This window comes from Sphingomonas echinoides (assembly GCF_029623395.1).
Classification (GTDB): Bacteria; Pseudomonadota; Alphaproteobacteria; order Sphingomonadales; family Sphingomonadaceae; genus Sphingomonas; species Sphingomonas echinoides_A.
The window spans coordinates 93,492-109,547 of record NZ_JAPYKK010000012.1 but is presented as its reverse complement, the minus strand read 5'-3'; the positions used below and the strand labels follow the sequence as shown (position 1 = coordinate 109,547).

Below are 16,056 nucleotides of genomic sequence, written 5' to 3'. Positions count from 1 at the left end.
CGGTGGTGCTGGCGGACGTCGCGCCCGGCGCAGTCGCGGTCGGGATCCCGGCAAAGAGTATCAGCATGAGGGAAGTCCGATGAGCGACGCCGTTCCAGCGACCAAGGTCGCCGTCATCATCGTCAATTATCGGACGCCGGAGCTCGCCCTATCGGCGGCGCGCGCGGTGATGTCCGACCGGGCGGACAACCCCGGGTTGCGTGTCGTCATCGTCGATGGCGGATCGGGGGATTCCTCCGCCGACGTGATCCGCGCAGGCGTTGCCGATCCGGCCTTGTCGGAGTGGGTCGAGCTGCTCGCACTGCCGATCAACGGCGGATTTGGCTGGGCGAACAATCAGGCGATCCAGCGGCTGCTGCAATCCGCCGATGCGCCCGATTATCTCCACGTTCTCAACCCCGATACGGAAGTTGAACCGGGCGCGGTGACCAAGCTGCGCAAGGTGCTCGACAGCCATCCGCGCTGCGCCGCAGTCGGCAGCCTGCTGCTCAATGCGGATGGCAGCGAATCGGGGTCGGCGTTCGGCACCATGTCGCCGCTGCGCGAACTCGTCCGCGGGTCGCGGGTCAACACGCTCGGGCGCGTGCTCGGGATCAAGCCGATGCTGGTTACCGAACCTGGCGAAGCGGCCTGGGTGACGGGGGCCAGCACGATGTTCCGTGCGACCGCGCTCAAGCAGTCCGGCTTGTTCGATACCGGCTTCTTCCTCTACTTCGAGGAAGTCGAGCTGATGTCCCGGCTGGGTAAGGCGGGCTGGACGATCCGGCACGAGCCCGCCAGCCGCGTCCGCCACATCGGCGGTGCGTCGACCGGGGTCAATTACGAACGCAAGGCGGCCAAGACCTTGCCGCCGCTGCCGCGCTATTGGTACGAAGCGCGTCGCCGGATGTACGCGCGCACCCACGGGCGGACCGGAGCGACGCTGGCGAACGGTTTCTGGATCGCGGGGCACGGCGTGTATCTGTTGCGGCGCGCGATCGGTCTTGGTGGCCAGCACTTGCCCGTCGCCAACGAAGGACGCGATCTGTTGCGGCACGGAATGCTGCCCAGCAAAGCCGACCTGCAACCGCACGTTGCCCGGTGGAACGACCCGATCGATCAGCCGCCGGCCTGGATGGCGGCACGGCGGGGGTGATCCCGCCGTTTGGGCTGGGACAGAAAGGTCGCTGACCCGAACGGCGTCAGCGCCCCGGACCCGCCTTAGGGATCGATCCGTTCGGTTCGCGTCCAGGCGACGCGCTGGCGCCCGGTGAGCAGCCGGGCGTACATCGCCAGTTTCCACACCAGATAGCGGGGCAACCGAACCGCGGCGTCGCGGTGCAGATGCATGCGACCTTCGCCCGCCCATGCCAACACGACGACCGCACCCAGCAGCCCCAGCAGCAGCACCGCGACGATCAACGGAACGGGCGAAACGCCCAGCACCGCAGCAACCGCAAGCACCAGCGTGATCGCCACGTTCGCCGCAAGCAGCATCGACAAAGGCGGGACGCACAGATGCACCCCCATCCAGAACCGCGACCAGTTCCGCCGCGCGATCCCGGATCCGAGCAGCCCAAGCCCGTGGCGTCGCGCCATCGCGAGGAAGCCGCCTTCCCACCGCGCTCGCTGCGTGCTCGATCCGTCGTCGCTGCTGCAATCCGAGCGGACGGTCGCCCCGTCGAAATAGGTAGCGGGCTGCCCGAGTTCGATCAGGCCGATCCCGATCGCGAGATCCTCGACGACGTTTCCGGTCGCCAGGTCGAGCGCGGCGTAAGGCGCCCAGGGGAACGCCATGCCCGATCCGGTGAGGATCGCCGCGCCGCCGATCCGCCGTATCCCGCGCTGGCGGATGCGATTCTTGACGAAGAAGGCGAAGTTCGAAATCTGCACCACGGGGGGTGCGGTCGGTGCGGGGCGGAACAGATACGCTGCTTGCGCGGCGCGACCCGTCGCCATCACGCTGTCGGTGAGTCGCGCGAGCCCGGCGGGGTCGATCTCGCAATCGGCATCCACCACCACCACCACGTCGGGCGGCGACGCGGCGATATGATCGCGCCCGAACGCCAGCGCATAGCCCTTGCCGCGGCGGACGGCGTCCTGTCGCTCGATCACCTCAAGCCCCATGCCGCGGGCGACGGCGGCGGTCTCGTCGCTGCAATTGTCCGCGATCAGCACCACCCGCGTGGAGGCGTTCTGCAACCGGACCAGCCCGGCGCCCGAAGCCGCGAGCGTGCGTTCCTCGTTATGCGCCGGCACCAGCACCACCACGCGCTTGTCGCGCGCAGGGGGCGGGGGGCTATAGTCGGAACGCAACCCGAGCCCGGTTTCCAGCAGGAATGCGGCGTCGATCAAGGCGACCGGCGCCAGCGCAACCGTAGCGAGCACGTCGAACGGACCCATCACCCGATCCTCCGATTGGGACCGGACGCGCGATCGCCCCCGATTCGATTTCCACTTCGCACGACCGTCCCCTGTTGCCGACGTCCTGTCCGGTTCCGGCCGCGGCCGATCCGATCAGGAGTAATAGGCGTCGTAATAGCGCTGCGTGCCGTAGCCGAAGCCATAATCGTCGCCGCCGACTCCGCCCTTGTAGCGGTTGAGCACGGTGCCCATGCAAGGCGCCGGACGAAGGATTTCCAGCGTGTCCTTGACCTGGCGGGCGGTCGTCTTGCCCTCTTCGACGATCATCAGATACGCGTCGATTTCGCGCAGGACGATCGAGGCGTCGTCGTTGGCGAAGGCGGGCGGCAGATCGCAAATGCAGATCACGTCGTCCGGCAATTTGCGCATCGCCGAGACGAGGGTGCGCAACCGTTCCCCTGCGAGCAGCTCGGCCGAGCTGTGCTCGGTCGGGAAGGAGGGGAACACCGTCAGCCCCGTACCGGTGATTTCGCGCGAAGCGGCGTCGAGCGAATCGACTTCACCCGCCAGGAAGGTGTTGATGCCGACGCCTTCAGGGATCTCGAAGATCTCGGCGATCGACCCGCGCCGCAAATCGAGGTCGAACAGCAAGGTGTGCGTGCCCGGGATACGCGACAAGGATGCCGCGAGGTTGGCCGCCATAAACGACTTGCCGACGCGCGGCGTGGCCGAGGTGACGCCGATCACCTTCCACTGGTTCGCGCGCATGATCTTGACGACTTGCGAGCGGAGCAGGTTGAACGGACGCGACCGGCGATCACGGCTGTTGAAGCCGAACACGCCACGCCGCGGAGAATCAAACTGTTCGATCGGCTCGGCAATGCTTTCGGGCGACAACACCAGATCCGGCGCGGCACCGTCGGTGGTCGAGGAGTTCCAGGAACGCGGCATAGGGTACCTTATGTCGAAGAGGTAAGGCGCAGATTAAGCAGCGGCTTTGGGGGCGTTCGAACGACGGCGCGCGGCCTTCTTCGAGATCACCGGAATAACCGCGAGCGGGGGAGCGCCGGTCAGGCGCGTAAGCGTCCCGACGCTCCGGATCGGTCGTGCGATCAGCTCGAACAACAGCGCCAGACCGACACCGAGCGCGAGGCCGCCGAAAATGCCACCCAGGATCAGCATGGGGCGGTTCGGCTGCGTCGGGGTATCAGGCGTGACCGGCGGGTCGATCAGGGTGAGCCGCTCGCCGCGCTGTTCGTCCGAAATCTTCACGACCGACCGGGCGTTGAGCAGGTTGGTCTGGACACGACCAAGGTTGACGCGAAGCACGTCGGCACGCGCCTGCAACTGCGCGACCTGCTGCGCGATGATCGGCCCACGGGCTTGCGCCGCCGCCATCGTCGACGCGCGACTTTCCGTCATGGACTTCGCACTGCGCAACTGCGCGATCGCCGAGTTGTTTGCTTGCAACTGGCGCTGGACCACAGACGAAACGCTGTTGGTCTGGAACGCCGACGCGGTCGATTTTGCGGCTGCGAGACGGCTCTCGGCAAGCTTTACGTCGGGGTGGTCGTCCGAATATTGCGCGCGGGCGGCTGCCAACTGCGCCTGGGCGGCGATCACGTTGGGATCCCGTCCAACGGCGGGCTTACCGACCTGCGCCTGCAATTCGGCGTTCTGGCGCTGCAACGACGCGATCTGACCGTCATAGTCGCCGCCACTGGTCATCACGCTCACGCCCATGTTCGAAGCCGCAAGTGCGGCGCCGTTCTGGCCGGTGATGCGGTTGATCTGGGTCTCGATCGCACTGACCTGCGCCTGCAGGTTGGCCTCCTGGTCTTCCAGGAACCGCGCATTGGTTTGCGCTTCTTCCTGCGTCTGGGATGCGTCGAGCTTGAGCAGCCGGTCGACGAAGGTCTGTGCGACCAATTGCGCTTGCGGTGCGGTCGGATAGTCGAACGTCAGCGAGAAGGCGATCGACCCCTCCTTGCCGCCGCCGCCGACGTCGGCATTGACCGCGGTCAGCCCGGTCGCATCGCGCATCCGCGCGACCAACGCCGACAATGGCTCTGCACGCGCCGACGCGTTGTAGAGGTTGTTCGCCTGGATCAGGCCGACGAGATCGGGGCGACTGAGGATCTGCTGGCGAATCTTGGCCATGCGGCGGTCAATGACCGTGTCGCCCGGGCCCGCTGCCGCGGTCGTGTCGCTCGGCAGGTTCTGCGATTCCACCAGCAACGTCGCGCTCGACCGATAGGAGCGCGGGAGCAGGAAGGCCGCCGCGATCCCAGCGATGCTCAGGATCACGAAGGGGACGATGACGAACCAGCGCCGCTCCCACAGGATGACCGGCAGGCTGCCGATGAAGTTGGAGGATGTGTCCGACTCCTGGCCCTGTGCCAGATCGAGTTCGTCGTTCATCGAATGTCCCCGAGGCGCACTGCAACGCCAACCATCCCGCCAAAATCGCTGGGACGCTTCGAGTTGCCGCCGAAAATCTTGCGGTAGTTGGCAGAGGTGATCAGACGCAGGCGCTGGCGAAGCTGGCGATCATAGCCGACCGACGCACGCAGATACTCGTTGCCGAAGAGCAAGCCGTTTCCGGGGATCACGCCGATCCCGGTGCCGATCCCGTTCCCGGGCGTGCTGTTCTTGCTGTAGTCTGCCGATGCGTGAATGTTGCTGCGCTCGGTCAGGCGATACGAATAGCTGCCCCCGGCCGAGGTCGAGATTTGCGTGCCGAGCGTGCCGGTGGGCAGAACGGCGCGGTTGGCGGTCAGGCAATAGACCGAGCGGATGCCGCGACGGCAGAAGGCGAGCCTGCCCGACAGTGCGGTCTGCGCGCCGCCGATCTCGCGATTGATGAAGGAGATGCCAAGAGCACCGTCCAGCGTCCAATATTCGTTGATCCGTGCGGTGGTCGTCGCCTGCACCGAATAGACGGTGGTGTCTCCGCCGACGGTCGAATAATCGTAACGCGACGCCGTTCCCTGAAGACCCGCCTGGACATAGGCATTGAGCTGTCGGCTGTATCCGACTGAGCCACCGTAGCCGGTATAGTCGCCGAGCGCGTTGAACCCGCCGCCGGTCGCCTGTGTGTTGGAGTAGCGGGAATCGATGATGAACGCGCTCGCGGTGGCGACGTCGCGCGCCGAGAGCGTCGCGGTCACGTCGCCGCCGGCGTTGAGCGAGCGGCGCCGCGCACCGATTCCGAACAGCCCGATGTCGGTGCCGTTGTTGACGGGGAGCGTGTCGATCGGAAGCGGGTTTACCGGATCGGCAATGCTGCCGGTTCCTGGGGTGCTGCCGATCGGATTCACCGTCACGAAGCGATTCGAGAGATCATTGGTCGATCCGACCAGCGAACTTGCCGCGCTTGCGTTCAGATGCGCACGGATGTGCTCCGACGGAACGAACGCATAGTCCACCCCGGCCGAGTAATTGTCCGATCGCGTGTAGCGGCTGAAATACTGCTGCACGTTTGCATCGACGTTGAGCGTGAGCACGCTGCGTTCGCGCAGGAATCGCAGTTGCGGTCGAATGTCGACCTGCACGAATCCTGCACCCGTATTGGAGCCTGTCGTCGCGAAGGGATTGTTCGAATAGCCGAGCGAACTCGATACGTCCGCGCTCAACCGGGTTTCGGTGGTTTGCGCGAACGCAGGGGTCGCCGCGGTAATCGCACACAGCGCAAGACAGGTACGCGCCCTCACGGTACGATCACCGTGTCACCGCTTTCCAGCTGCGGAAGACCGGCGAGGTCGCGGCCGCTGGGGTTGCCCTTGAGGATGTCGGTCAGCCGGACCTTGATCACGTTCAGCCCGGTTCCCGACTTGCGCAGGATCGCGACGTTGCCGACATCGGCGAAGTCGGCGGGACCGCCCGCCATGACCAACGCCTCGAGCACGTTGACGTACCGGCCCGCAGTGAAGGCACCGGCTGCCTTCACCTTGCCGGCGACGCTGAACTGCAAGCCCGTCGGCGCCTTGACCGAAACCGTGACCTGCGGAACCGTATCGCGATATTGCGACCGCAGACCCTTGGACACCAGCGTCTCGATATCGGCCGGCAGCTTGTTCAGCGCGTCGATCTGCCCGACCAGCGGGAAGGAGAAGGTGCCGTCCGGCAGCACCTTGACGACGCGCTGCAGGCGCTCTTCGCCCCAAACGTAGATCTCGATCTCGTCGCCCGGATTGATCCGGTATGCACGCAACTGTGTCGGCGCGTTCGGTGCGGATTGCGCAACGGTTGGAACCGCAAGCGCCAGAAGTCCCACCGCCGCACAATGACGTGCGGTTCGTCCCGAAAAGATCATAGCAATTTCCCTGTTCACCGGTTTTGTCGTTCCTAGCGCAACTGCACTAGACTACGCTAGTGAAAGCAGCCTTAACGCCGCGTTTATAGGGCGACTGGTGATTGCTGTATCGGCCATCCCAGATGAAGACATTGACAACGCGCGTCCGGCCCCGGCACGGTCGACGTGGCCTAACCTTACGCATCATCGGATGATTTCCTGCAATGAAGCCTTTGCCTGCACGGTTCGCAGCGGCGCTTGCCGCGTCGCTTCTCCTCGTCGGGGGGGTGAGCGGGTGTTCGACGAAGGACTCGCGCGCTGCGGAAGCAGCGGCCTTGGCTGATACCGCACTGCAGCAAGGAGACTTCGCTGCGGCGCGACGCAATATCGATACGGCGATCAGGAATCGCGACGATGTCAGCGATTATTGGCTGACGTCGGCGCGCATTGCACTCGCCACGCAGAACTTCGGTAACGCGTTCAATGCGTTCGAAAACGTCTATCAACTCGACAAGGGCAATCTCGAAGCGCTTCGGCAATTGTGCCAGCTGGGGCTGACCGTTCGTTTGCCTGACAAGGTCGATCGCTATGCGGATCAGTTGCTCGTCATCAATCCCAACGATTCCTTGCCGTTGACGATGAAAGGGGGCGCCGCGCTGCAACGCGGAGACTGGAAAAAGGCGATGGCGTTCGCGGACCGCGTGCTCGCCATCAGCCCAACCGATGTCGGCGCGTTGATCCTCAAGGGGCAGGCGCTCGCTTACAAGGGGGATAATGCTGCGTCCGCCAAGCTGATCGAGGAATCGCTTGCGACGATGGGTGATCCCACCTCGCGCCTGGTCTTCTTGCGGGATCTGTATCTTTCGAACGGCAATCGCGACGGGTATCAACGGACTCTCGCCCGGTTGGCCAACGCCAATCCGTCCGATACCCGGATGCAGCTCGATTACGCCGATTGGCTGTATCAGACGCAACGCCCCGACAGCGCGTTCGACTTCGTCATGCCGCTCCTGCGCCAGCATCCGACGGATATCGCCCTCGCTTCCCAGATCCTCGAGATGTGGCTGGACGAGGGGCGCGACGCGTTGTCGACCAAGCAGATTCTGCTCGGCGGGCAGGAGGATTCGCTCGAGATTCGCGCGACGTTCGCGCAATTCGCCAACGAGACCGGGCAACCCGACCTGGCACTGCGCGTGTTGGGGACAGCCGTCCCGAAGGGCGCCCCGGACGCTGGCAACTCCAACGCCAAGGCCGCCATGGCGTTCGCGATCGGACTGAACGGTGCGGTTCAGGACGCATTGGGGCGGTTGGAAGACATTCTGGACGTAGACGCCACGCAGCCGCGTGCCTTGCTCGCGCGCGCCCGGTTCCGTGCGGCAACGAAGAACTACAGGGGCGCGTTGTCGGATGCCCGGCAGTTGGTTACCGACGACATCGGCAATATCACCGCACGGTTGGCGCTGACCGATATTCTGCTGGAGCAGAACCAGCCCGATCTTGCCGAGAGTAATTTGCGCGAGGCCTTGGGCGTGGTCCCGTACTCGACGCGGGCGGCAGCTCGGCTCGCGAAAATGCTAATCGAGCGGAATGGGCAGCGCGAAGCAGCGTCGACCGTCCTGCGAGATATGGCGCGCGCCGCGCGGATCAGCCCGCGGGCAGATGCAGTCGTCGCCAGTTTCCACCTGTCCGACGATCCGCTGTCGCGGTGACGGCGGAGTAACGACGCCTGCGTCACGGGGGTAGACGGCACAGGAACCCGAGCCTCCGTTGCGAAGGCCCGGATTATGGTCGGGTCAGGGCGCGGTAGCGGGGGCCGTGGTGGTGGCACCGGCTGCGGGCGTCTTGGGCGGCGCGAAACCGGGCTGATAGGTGATCTTCGCGGACGCACGCGCGGCTTCCAACTGCTTCTGCATCGCATTGCCGAGCGACTGGCGGCGCAACAACTCGAGCGCCGCGGGACGCGCCTGGGCGTCTGCGGTCGGTGCGGGCGTGGTCGCGGTGATCACGCTTGCCACGATTTGTCCCTTGTCCGGAGTCACGAACGGTTCGCCCGCGGGAAGGGCGGCGATCTTGGCCGCGACGGCCGGAGCCAGCATCGCGGTGTCGAGCGTGTTGGTGCCGCGCGTGAAGCGGATCCCGGCTGCCGACAGCGTGGCCGCGACCGCTTCGAGCGAATGCGCGGGTTCGAGCTGGCGGAGCACCGCCTGATCGCTCGGCTGCGGGAACGAGATCTGGTCGAGCGTGTAGCGCTTGCGCTGGCTGAACAGCGTCGGGTTATCCGCGATGAACTTGTCGACGGCAGTGGCATCGGGGAGCGAAACGCCCTTGGCGGCCTTGGTCGTCAGCAGGTTGATGATCAAAGCGTCTTCGCCGCGGCGAAGCTGTTCGAGATAGCTCGGCGATTTGTCGAGACCTTCCGCCTTGGCCTTCTGGACCAGCAGTTTGCGATCGACGATCTGCTGAACGACCTGCGCCATGATCGCCTTGCGGTCGGCGGTGGCGGGAATGTTGGCGCCCTGCAACTCGGCGTTGACTTCCTGCTGCGTGACTTCTTCGCCGTTGACGACGGCGACCACCTGGCCGCCGACCTTCTTGTCGCAGCCGCCGACGAGCAGGAGCAGCGCACCGGCCCCGGTGATCAGCATGGTCTTGTTGCGCATCATTCTGTTACCCTTTTGTGGTTCGTTAAAAGGCGGTTGTACTGGTAGTCCACGTCAGGCCGGGCCGACGAGCACGGACTTCATCCGCGGGCCGACGGCGCGGTAGAGCGAGGCCGCAAATTGGTCGAGGCTCGTCCGGGCATTGCCTTCGCCGATCGTCGAGATCCGCACCAGAACACCGTCCGGAATGATGCCGCGCAGGTTTTCCTCGACCACGGCGAGCTTCTGTTCCGACCATTTGCGCGGGAACAGATGGCCCAGGCGAGTCCAGTAGATCATCTGCTCGGTCCGCAACTCGGTTTCCGCAACGATGAAACGAGTCGGAATGTCGACCCCGGGCGCAAGCGTGACGTCGCGATCTTCGATGTCGGTCAGATGGAACCCGCTTGCCGGATAGCAGACCTCGGGGCGGTGGACCTGGATCGTGCCATCTTGCGATCCGGCATAGGCGATCAGCATCATCATCGTGCTGCCATCGGCGCGTTTGTAGACCCGCGTCACCAACTCGCTGTAAAGCTTGTCACGCAACTGGTCGGCCGGGGGCAGCACCAGCCCGCTCGACGCTTCGAAATGCCAGCCGTCGAAATCGTGGGGCACCAGCTTGTCCAGTTTGGCGGTGCCGAGCGTGCGCAGCACTGTTCTGGGTTTCAGGGCAAAGGCGGCACCCGCGGCGGCGAGCAGCGCGGCCCCCGCCAGGATCTGGCGGCGGGGCAAGTTGGCGACCTCGGACGAAGCCGTCGCCCCGGGTGCGTCGATGATCGATTCGGTCATGCGAGGTGTCCTGCGGGTGCCCAACGTTGGCGCAGCGGTGTGAAGAGCCAATCGATCACGAAGATGCTCAGCAACGCGGTGACGAACATCGTCATCCCCGCCAGTTCGTGGAAGAAGCCCTGACCGGCGGCCTCGCCGAAGTGATAGGTGATGAGCAGCAGCATCAGCACGCGCACGAGGTTGGCAAGCACCGCGATCGGCACAATGCACGCCACCAACAACAGCATGTAGCGCCAGTTCGAACTATGACGAAGATAGGTGTAGAACAGGCCCAGCGCGGTCAGGCTGATCAGCGAATTGAGGCCGGCACAGGCCGCCGCGACCAGCATCTCATATTGCCCGATCTGGATCGTCACCCCCGACCCTGCGACGGGATAGCCGAGCAGGTAAAGGATATCGACGGACCATTCCGAAATGGCGATCTTGAGCGGCTGCGTCATCGCCGCGAACAGCGTATCGGGCGGCGGAAACACGAAGAGCAGATAGACCAGCGGAAACCAGACCGCACCGACCGCCGCGCCGCCGAACAGCGCGTAGAACACCGCGACCAGGCTGAGGTACATGACGATCGATTCGATCTCGATGATCGACGTGATCCTCGCCAGGATGAACAGGGCGAGGAGCGGCACGAGGATCGCTATCGCCAGCAGGAGGTTGCCGGGTCGCGCCACCGCCGTGATGCGGTGCCGTTCGCGTAGCACCAGCCAGATCCCGGTGGCCATCACCAGCGGACCATGCGCGCCCTGTTCGGTACTCCAGCTTTCCTGTGCCACCGTCAGCATCGTCGGAATGGTGAACGCGAGCGCAGCGAGGATCAGGAACACCATCGCCGGCGTCCAGGAACGGAGCCGCGTCGTGATGTCGGGGGGAGCGGTTGTGGTCAACATCACGCGGTGCCTCGGCGAGAGCAATTTGGGAAGGATCGACCCGAATCGGGAACACCGAATGGGGGCAGATAGGACAAGCAATCGTTATGATGCCCGGACATGCGACGGAGGACCCTCCGGCACATTACCGAGCAACGCTCACGTGCGCTGCAAGGGTTTGAGAACATACCAGATATAGGCAAGGATCGCGACGATCGCGATGACCGCCAGCGCATGCTGCTCATGATTGCCGAGGTAATTTGCCACCGCGCAGCCGATCGCCGGGGGGGCGTAGTGGATCATCTTGTCGCTCGGCGTCTCCGCGGTAGAACGTTGCAAGAAAAGAATGATAAGTCCGGCAAAAATGGCCAGCGTCATCCAGTCGTAAGGCGTTTCCAAGTGTTTCCCTCCCAATCCCCATGTCGTCGCCGGCACAGGGCGGATATCTGCCAATTCGTCTAGTTACGGCGCTACAGGTAAATAGCCTCATAACCGTGATGAAGACATCGGCAATTTTACAGTCGATCGCGGTAGCGGCCGACGCCGGGAATCCGGCGTCAATAGGCCTTGTCGTGGACGATCACCCGGAACGTCGCGAGCATGATCGCAATGTCGCGTCCGAGCGTCCAGTCGTTGAGATATTCAAGGTCCGCCTGCAACCGTTTGACGAGATCGTCGCGTTCGCGTGTCTCGCCGCGCAGGCCGCGGACCTGCGCGAGCCCGGTGATCCCGGGCTTGAGCGCATGCCGGTGCCAGTAGCGTTGGTCGACTTCCCAGAAACGCTGCTCACCGGCAAGCGACCCAAGCGCGTGCGGGCGTGGACCGACGAGGCTCATCTCGCCACGCAGCACGTTGAACAACTGCGGCAGTTCGTCGATGCTGACCGCGCGGATCAGCGCGCCGACGCGGGTCACCCGGCGGTCGTTCCGCGTGATCGAGCGGTTGCCGTCGGCGTCGCAATCCGCGACGTGCATCGAGCGGAACTTGAACACCGAGAACAACCGGTTGGACCGGCCGAGCCGCTGCTGTCGGAACAGGATCGGTCCCTTGCTGTCGAGCTTGATCGCCAAGGCGACGGTCAGCAGCAGCGGCGACAGCGCAATGATCGCGGGGACCGTGACGGCAAGATCCATGATACGCTTGATCGCGCGATTGCGGACGTCGAGCGGGCCGGAGGCGACCTGCATGACGCTCTGGCCCTCGTACCGCATGATCCGGTTGGCGCCCGCCTCGTCGAACTCGGGCGCAAGCACGAATCCCTGGACGTCTGTCCCCTTGAGCAACAGCGACCATGCCGCGCGATCCTCGATGGCGCAGCACACCAGCACGAAATCCGCGCCGCGCACGGCGGTGCCGAGACGATCGAGCATGTTGGGGTCGCGCAAATTGGGGCGCAGGCCGTAAGCGGCCGCGTCGATCACCCACGCGTCGCCCAGCGGCGGTAGATCGCAATTGTCCACGATGATGAGTTCGGTGCGCATCACCGAACCGAGCGTGTGCTTGACGACGCTGTTGAAGCTGTAGCGTCCGATCCCGAGCAGGACGATCGCCAGGAACGCGCCGGTCGCGAACACCAGCCGCGAAAATTCGAGCGACGCCCGCGAGAAGAAGGCGACGAACAACACCGCCGCCATCGCGAAGATCAACGCGCCGACGGCCTTCGCCATCCCGCGCTTCCAGTTGAGCAGGACGTGATAGCCATAGGCGTTGCCGTTGAGCGCGACGAGACCGTAGATCGGCGTGACGAGGATCGCCAGCCGCAGGCCGTTCTCGCCGAACGTCGGCTCCGACCGCAGCAATCCCGCGATCAGGAAGCCGAGCAGGATCGCGACGACGTCGAACACCGCCAGCAACACGTACAGTTGGAACCGACGCGTCTGTTTGGATATGGGTGTCGCCCCGGCATGTAGGCGTTGGAATTCAGTTTCGCCGTCTGCTTTCTGCAGCATGTCTCTGGCAGACTCCGGTGCAAGCAAGGCGTGGAACAGGGAAAACCCGCGAACTGCTTGTTCCCGCGGGACTTCTTTCGCGCCACGCACAAACCCTCAGGACAGGCGGACGCATCGATTAATCGGTCGGTTGCGTAACATCAACAGCGTTGTTGAAGGAATGCAGAGACTGCAGTCCGGGGGTCTGTCGCTAGGGGCGATCGGTTAACGCTCTCACGCGAACGGAGAGCAACATGCCCCGTACGTCAAACCATGTATCTTACCCGTACAGATATTGCATGCGCGAAATCCTTCATCTGGGGGCGATCGATCATGAATGATCGGCATCCCCTGTAATGTCCGGTAATCATGACCAAATCCTGTTAATAGCAGGTGAACCGTCCGCCAAGAAAAGGTCGGTGCCCGTCACTCCGCTCGCGGAAGGATGGGTTTCGGGGTAAGATAACGCTATGCCGCCCCCCGTTTTTTCAGCACTGCTTCGCGCTCCCCACGTCCGTGCCACCTTGGCCGAGACATCCAATGGTATGGTGACTGCGGCGGTTGCGTTGGGCGTCGAAGTCCGCCCGCTTGCGCATGCCGACGGATGCAGTCTTGCCGAGCCGATTCGGGCACGAATCGATATCCCGCGCCGCGATGCGGCAGCGATGGATGGCTATGCCCTGGGCGCCGATCCCGTCCTTGGCGCGCCACTGCGGTGGGAGATCGTCGATACGTCCACCACTGTGCTGTCCGGCGGCGAGGCGATGCGCGTGGCTACTGGTGCACCGTTGCCCGGAGGGGCCATGTGCGTTCTTCCGATCGAACGCGCCATCGTCACGGACGGTTGGGTCGAATCGGATAGTGCAGCGCTCGAACGGTCGGGCATACGGGCGCGGGGGTCGGATCTGCGGTCTGGGGCGATTGCGCTGGCGGCGGGGTGCAGGATTGGTCCACGCGCGCTGGTCGCCGCTGCGGCGGCGGACGTTGCGACGGTGGTGGTCCGACGCAGGCCCCGCGTCGGCGTGCTGGTCCGCGGGGCGGGGCTGGTCGCACCGGGCGATGCCGCGGCGTCGCGCGACACAACTCCCGACGTTTTGGGTCAGGCGCTGCTGTCATTTGCTGCGGTTTGGGGCGGGCGTCCGGGCGATTCCGTGCGAATCGGTGACGATTCGGAGGTGTTTCTCACGGCGGTATCGGCAATGCGCGATCGCGCCGACGTGATCGTGCTGGTCGGCGGCGCGGCGCACGGCGCGCGCGATGCGACCAAGGACGCGCTTGGGCCGCTCGGGCTCAAGCTCGGGTTCGATGGCCTGGCGATTCGTCCGGGCCGACCGACGTGGTACGGGCGGATCGGCGAAACGCACCTGCTCGCGCTGCCCGGCAACCCGACCGCCGCGATGACGGTTGCGCGGTTGCTGCTTGCGCCGTTGCTCCTTCGGCTGGCGGGCGAGGACCCGGCGGCAGCCCTCGCGTGGGAGCCGATGCCGCTGCTTGCGCCGGTTGTGTCGACCGGGGCGCGCGAGGCGTTTCTGTGCGCCACGGCAGAAGCGGGGGGCGTCCGTGTGCTGGATCGGGGCTCAGACGCACTGGGGCAGATGATGCTGGCGTCCGCCGATCGACTCGTCGCGCGCCCGGCGCATGGACGCGCGCTGCCGGTCGGCGCATCGGTGCCGTGCCTGCGGTTCTGAGCGCGGATCCTATCCGCTGGTGGCGCCGCGCAAGGCGGTGAGATCGCCCTGGAAATTGACGTTCGGGATCGGGTCTTCCAGCGCCAGCGCCTGCGCGGCCATCGTCCGCGCCCAGCCACGCATCGATCGATCGTCCGCGCCCGACAGTCGCGCGATGAGGGCATCGGCGCAGGACGAGGGCCATAGCCCGATCACCGGACATCCACGGACGAACACCGGCGCGCCGATCGCCGTGAGCCGTTCGAACAGGTCCGCCGGCAGTGCAGGCGTGTCGCCCGGAATCGACAGCACTGCCGAATGGCCATGCCGCTGGGCATGATGCAACGCCGCCGCAAGGCCACCGAGCGGGCCAAGCCCGGGGGCGGGGCGATCGGCCAGGCTCGGGACATCCGAGACGCTGCGTCCGCAAACGACGACCGCGTCCGTCCGCGCCGTCAGCCACGCGATCGCATGATCGAGCAGCGTGCGGTCGCCCAGGCGCGCGGCGAGCTTGTCGCTGCCGAAGCGGCGGGATTCCCCGCCTGCCAGCACCGCGCCCAGCACCGTCATGCGACCAGTCCGGGCGCGGAGGCGGGGCAGAGTTGCAGCGTCAGCGTATCGGATCGCACCAGCGTGGCGAGCGTCAGCCCCGCCGCCGCCGCACGGTCGAGCGCCAGCGCGGTGGGCGCCGAGATCGTCGCGAGCAGCGGACAATCCGCGCGCACTGCCTTGTCCACCAGTTCGAACGAACAGCGCGAACTGAGCAGCGCGAACCCGCCGTCCCAGCCGATCCCGTCCCGCGCCATCGCACCGATCAATTTGTCGAACGCATTGTGCCGGCCGACATCCTCCCGCACCAGCAGGATCGCCCCGTCGGCTCCCGCGAGCGCGGCGGCGTGGACTGCGCCCGTCTCCCGATTGAGCGGCTGGTGATCGCGCAACGCCGAAGCCGCCGCGAAGAGCGCCGCCGCGTCCGCCAGGCTTCGCGCGGTGACGTGCGGCAATGGCGCGAGCGCACGGTCGAGGCTGTCGCGCCCACACAGCCCGCAGGCGGAATCGGTGGTGCGCGGGCGCATCCGTTCCATCACCGACACCGGGTCCGGCCGCACGCGGTCGACCCGCACGATCACGCCGATATCTAGCGCTGCGACATCGATGCTCGACAGGTCGTCCGCTGCGGCAATCTCGCCCTCCGCAAGCAGCAGCCCGACGACGAAATCCTCCAGATCATGCGGCGTCGCCATCATCACCGCGAACCCAACGCCATCCAGCTCGATCGCCACCGCGACTTCCTCGGCAATTCCGCGTCGGGAGCGGGTGCGCTCGCCGTCCGGGGATAGCGTCTCGAGGAGGGGTGCGGCGGCGCGGGTTGCGATAGTCTCGGGCATCGCCCGACGTAACGCACGGCCCGCGTCGGTGGAAGCATCGCGGAAATTTGCAACGCCCGGAAAAAGCGTCGGCTTCGTTCGGAACCGAAGTCGTTCGCCACTCGCTTCGCTGGCATCATGCTACACTTGGCCCGTCGCG

General features: G+C 65.3%; 15 protein-coding genes. 3 read left to right on the top strand and 12 right to left on the bottom strand.

Going from position 1 to position 16,056, the window contains the following annotated elements; translation table 11 throughout:
* Positions 1-79 precede the first annotated feature (79 nt).
* A complete protein-coding gene (locus QBJ92_RS09685; protein WP_277969480.1) occupies positions 80-1,135 on the top strand; it encodes a glycosyltransferase in 1,056 nt (351 codons plus the stop codon).
* Positions 1,136-1,200: 65 nt separating this feature from the next.
* Here QBJ92_RS09685 and QBJ92_RS09680 read toward each other — a convergent pair whose 3' ends face one another.
* The 5 genes from QBJ92_RS09680 to QBJ92_RS09660 form a co-directional block, all read right to left on the bottom strand.
* Positions 1,201-2,382, bottom strand: coding sequence for a glycosyltransferase family 2 protein (locus tag QBJ92_RS09680; protein ID WP_277969479.1), 1,182 nt, complete (start codon positions 2,380-2,382; stop codon positions 1,201-1,203).
* A 114-nt stretch (positions 2,383-2,496) separates the two neighbouring features.
* Entirely contained in the window at positions 2,497-3,294 is a 798-nt protein-coding gene (locus QBJ92_RS09675) for a CpsD/CapB family tyrosine-protein kinase (RefSeq protein WP_277969478.1), read from the bottom strand.
* A 33-nt stretch (positions 3,295-3,327) separates the two neighbouring features.
* Entirely contained in the window at positions 3,328-4,764 is a 1,437-nt protein-coding gene (locus QBJ92_RS09670) for a GumC family protein (protein ID WP_277969477.1), read from the bottom strand.
* On the bottom strand, positions 4,761-6,056 hold the full coding sequence (locus QBJ92_RS09665) for a hypothetical protein (protein ID WP_277969476.1): 1,296 nt from the start codon (positions 6,054-6,056) through the stop codon (positions 4,761-4,763). The genes QBJ92_RS09670 and QBJ92_RS09665 overlap by 4 nt, the downstream gene beginning before the upstream one ends.
* A complete protein-coding gene (locus QBJ92_RS09660; RefSeq protein ID WP_277969475.1) occupies positions 6,053-6,658 on the bottom strand; it encodes a polysaccharide biosynthesis/export family protein in 606 nt (201 codons plus the stop codon). Before QBJ92_RS09660 ends, QBJ92_RS09665 begins: the two co-directional genes overlap by 4 nt.
* 203 nt (positions 6,659-6,861) lie before the next feature.
* On the opposite strand from QBJ92_RS09660, the gene QBJ92_RS09655 reads away from it, so the two are divergent.
* On the top strand, positions 6,862-8,346 hold the full coding sequence (locus tag QBJ92_RS09655) for a tetratricopeptide repeat protein (RefSeq protein ID WP_277969474.1): 1,485 nt from the start codon (positions 6,862-6,864) through the stop codon (positions 8,344-8,346).
* Positions 8,347-8,430: 84 nt separating this feature from the next.
* On the opposite strand, the gene QBJ92_RS09650 is transcribed toward QBJ92_RS09655, so the two are convergent.
* From QBJ92_RS09650 to QBJ92_RS09630, 5 genes are all read right to left on the bottom strand, one after another.
* Positions 8,431-9,297: a SurA N-terminal domain-containing protein gene (locus QBJ92_RS09650; protein WP_277969473.1), complete on the bottom strand. Its 867-nt coding sequence runs from the start codon at positions 9,295-9,297 to the stop codon at positions 8,431-8,433.
* A gap of 54 nt (positions 9,298-9,351) precedes the next feature.
* Positions 9,352-10,068: an exosortase-associated protein EpsI, V-type gene (gene epsI / locus QBJ92_RS09645; protein ID WP_277969472.1), complete on the bottom strand. Its 717-nt coding sequence runs from the start codon at positions 10,066-10,068 to the stop codon at positions 9,352-9,354.
* A complete protein-coding gene (gene xrtV, locus QBJ92_RS09640; RefSeq protein ID WP_277969471.1) occupies positions 10,065-10,955 on the bottom strand; it encodes an exosortase V in 891 nt (296 codons plus the stop codon). The genes epsI and xrtV overlap by 4 nt, the downstream gene beginning before the upstream one ends.
* Positions 10,956-11,093: 138 nt before the next feature.
* On the bottom strand, positions 11,094-11,333 hold the full coding sequence (locus tag QBJ92_RS09635) for an XrtV sorting system accessory protein (protein ID WP_277969487.1): 240 nt from the start codon (positions 11,331-11,333) through the stop codon (positions 11,094-11,096).
* A gap of 158 nt (positions 11,334-11,491) precedes the next feature.
* Entirely contained in the window at positions 11,492-12,883 is a 1,392-nt protein-coding gene (locus QBJ92_RS09630; protein ID WP_277969470.1) for a sugar transferase, read from the bottom strand.
* A gap of 449 nt (positions 12,884-13,332) precedes the next feature.
* Here QBJ92_RS09630 and QBJ92_RS09625 point away from each other — a divergent pair, with 449 nt between their 5' ends.
* Positions 13,333-14,550 (top strand): molybdopterin-binding protein, encoded by a 1,218-nt coding sequence (locus tag QBJ92_RS09625; protein WP_277969469.1) that lies wholly within the window; start codon positions 13,333-13,335, stop codon positions 14,548-14,550.
* A gap of 9 nt (positions 14,551-14,559) precedes the next feature.
* Here QBJ92_RS09625 and mobA read toward each other — a convergent pair whose 3' ends face one another.
* Together mobA and fdhD are read right to left on the bottom strand one after the other, a co-directional pair.
* The gene (gene mobA / locus QBJ92_RS09620) at positions 14,560-15,099 is read right to left on the bottom strand and encodes a molybdenum cofactor guanylyltransferase (protein ID WP_277969468.1); all 540 of its coding nucleotides are present in this window, start codon (positions 15,097-15,099) and stop codon (positions 14,560-14,562) included.
* A complete protein-coding gene (gene fdhD / locus QBJ92_RS09615) occupies positions 15,096-15,917 on the bottom strand; it encodes a formate dehydrogenase accessory sulfurtransferase FdhD (protein ID WP_277969467.1) in 822 nt (273 codons plus the stop codon). The genes mobA and fdhD overlap by 4 nt, the downstream gene beginning before the upstream one ends.
* Between the last annotated feature and the right edge of the window lie 139 nt (positions 15,918-16,056).

What these genes read in the sequence shown, in the direction of transcription:
- QBJ92_RS09655 (WP_277969474.1), top strand. Translation starts at nt 6,862, where the DNA reads ATGAAGCCTTTGCCTGCACGGTTCGCAGCGGCGCTTGCCGCGTCGCTT.
- mobA (WP_277969468.1), bottom strand. Translation starts at nt 15,099, where the DNA reads ATGACGGTGCTGGGCGCGGTGCTGGCAGGCGGGGAATCCCGCCGCTTC.
- QBJ92_RS09650 (WP_277969473.1), bottom strand. Translation starts at nt 9,297, where the DNA reads ATGCGCAACAAGACCATGCTGATCACCGGGGCCGGTGCGCTGCTCCTG.
- QBJ92_RS09675 (WP_277969478.1), bottom strand. Translation starts at nt 3,294, where the DNA reads ATGCCGCGTTCCTGGAACTCCTCGACCACCGACGGTGCCGCGCCGGAT.
- fdhD (WP_277969467.1), bottom strand. Translation starts at nt 15,917, where the DNA reads ATGCCCGAGACTATCGCAACCCGCGCCGCCGCACCCCTCCTCGAGACG.
- QBJ92_RS09670 (WP_277969477.1), bottom strand. Translation starts at nt 4,764, where the DNA reads ATGAACGACGAACTCGATCTGGCACAGGGCCAGGAGTCGGACACATCC.
- QBJ92_RS09685 (WP_277969480.1), top strand. Translation starts at nt 80, where the DNA reads ATGAGCGACGCCGTTCCAGCGACCAAGGTCGCCGTCATCATCGTCAAT.
- epsI (WP_277969472.1), bottom strand. Translation starts at nt 10,068, where the DNA reads ATGACCGAATCGATCATCGACGCACCCGGGGCGACGGCTTCGTCCGAG.
- QBJ92_RS09625 (WP_277969469.1), top strand. Translation starts at nt 13,333, where the DNA reads ATGCCGCCCCCCGTTTTTTCAGCACTGCTTCGCGCTCCCCACGTCCGT.
- xrtV (WP_277969471.1), bottom strand. Translation starts at nt 10,955, where the DNA reads ATGTTGACCACAACCGCTCCCCCCGACATCACGACGCGGCTCCGTTCC.
- QBJ92_RS09630 (WP_277969470.1), bottom strand. Translation starts at nt 12,883, where the DNA reads ATGCTGCAGAAAGCAGACGGCGAAACTGAATTCCAACGCCTACATGCC.
- QBJ92_RS09680 (WP_277969479.1), bottom strand. Translation starts at nt 2,382, where the DNA reads ATGGGTCCGTTCGACGTGCTCGCTACGGTTGCGCTGGCGCCGGTCGCC.
- QBJ92_RS09660 (WP_277969475.1), bottom strand. Translation starts at nt 6,658, where the DNA reads ATGATCTTTTCGGGACGAACCGCACGTCATTGTGCGGCGGTGGGACTT.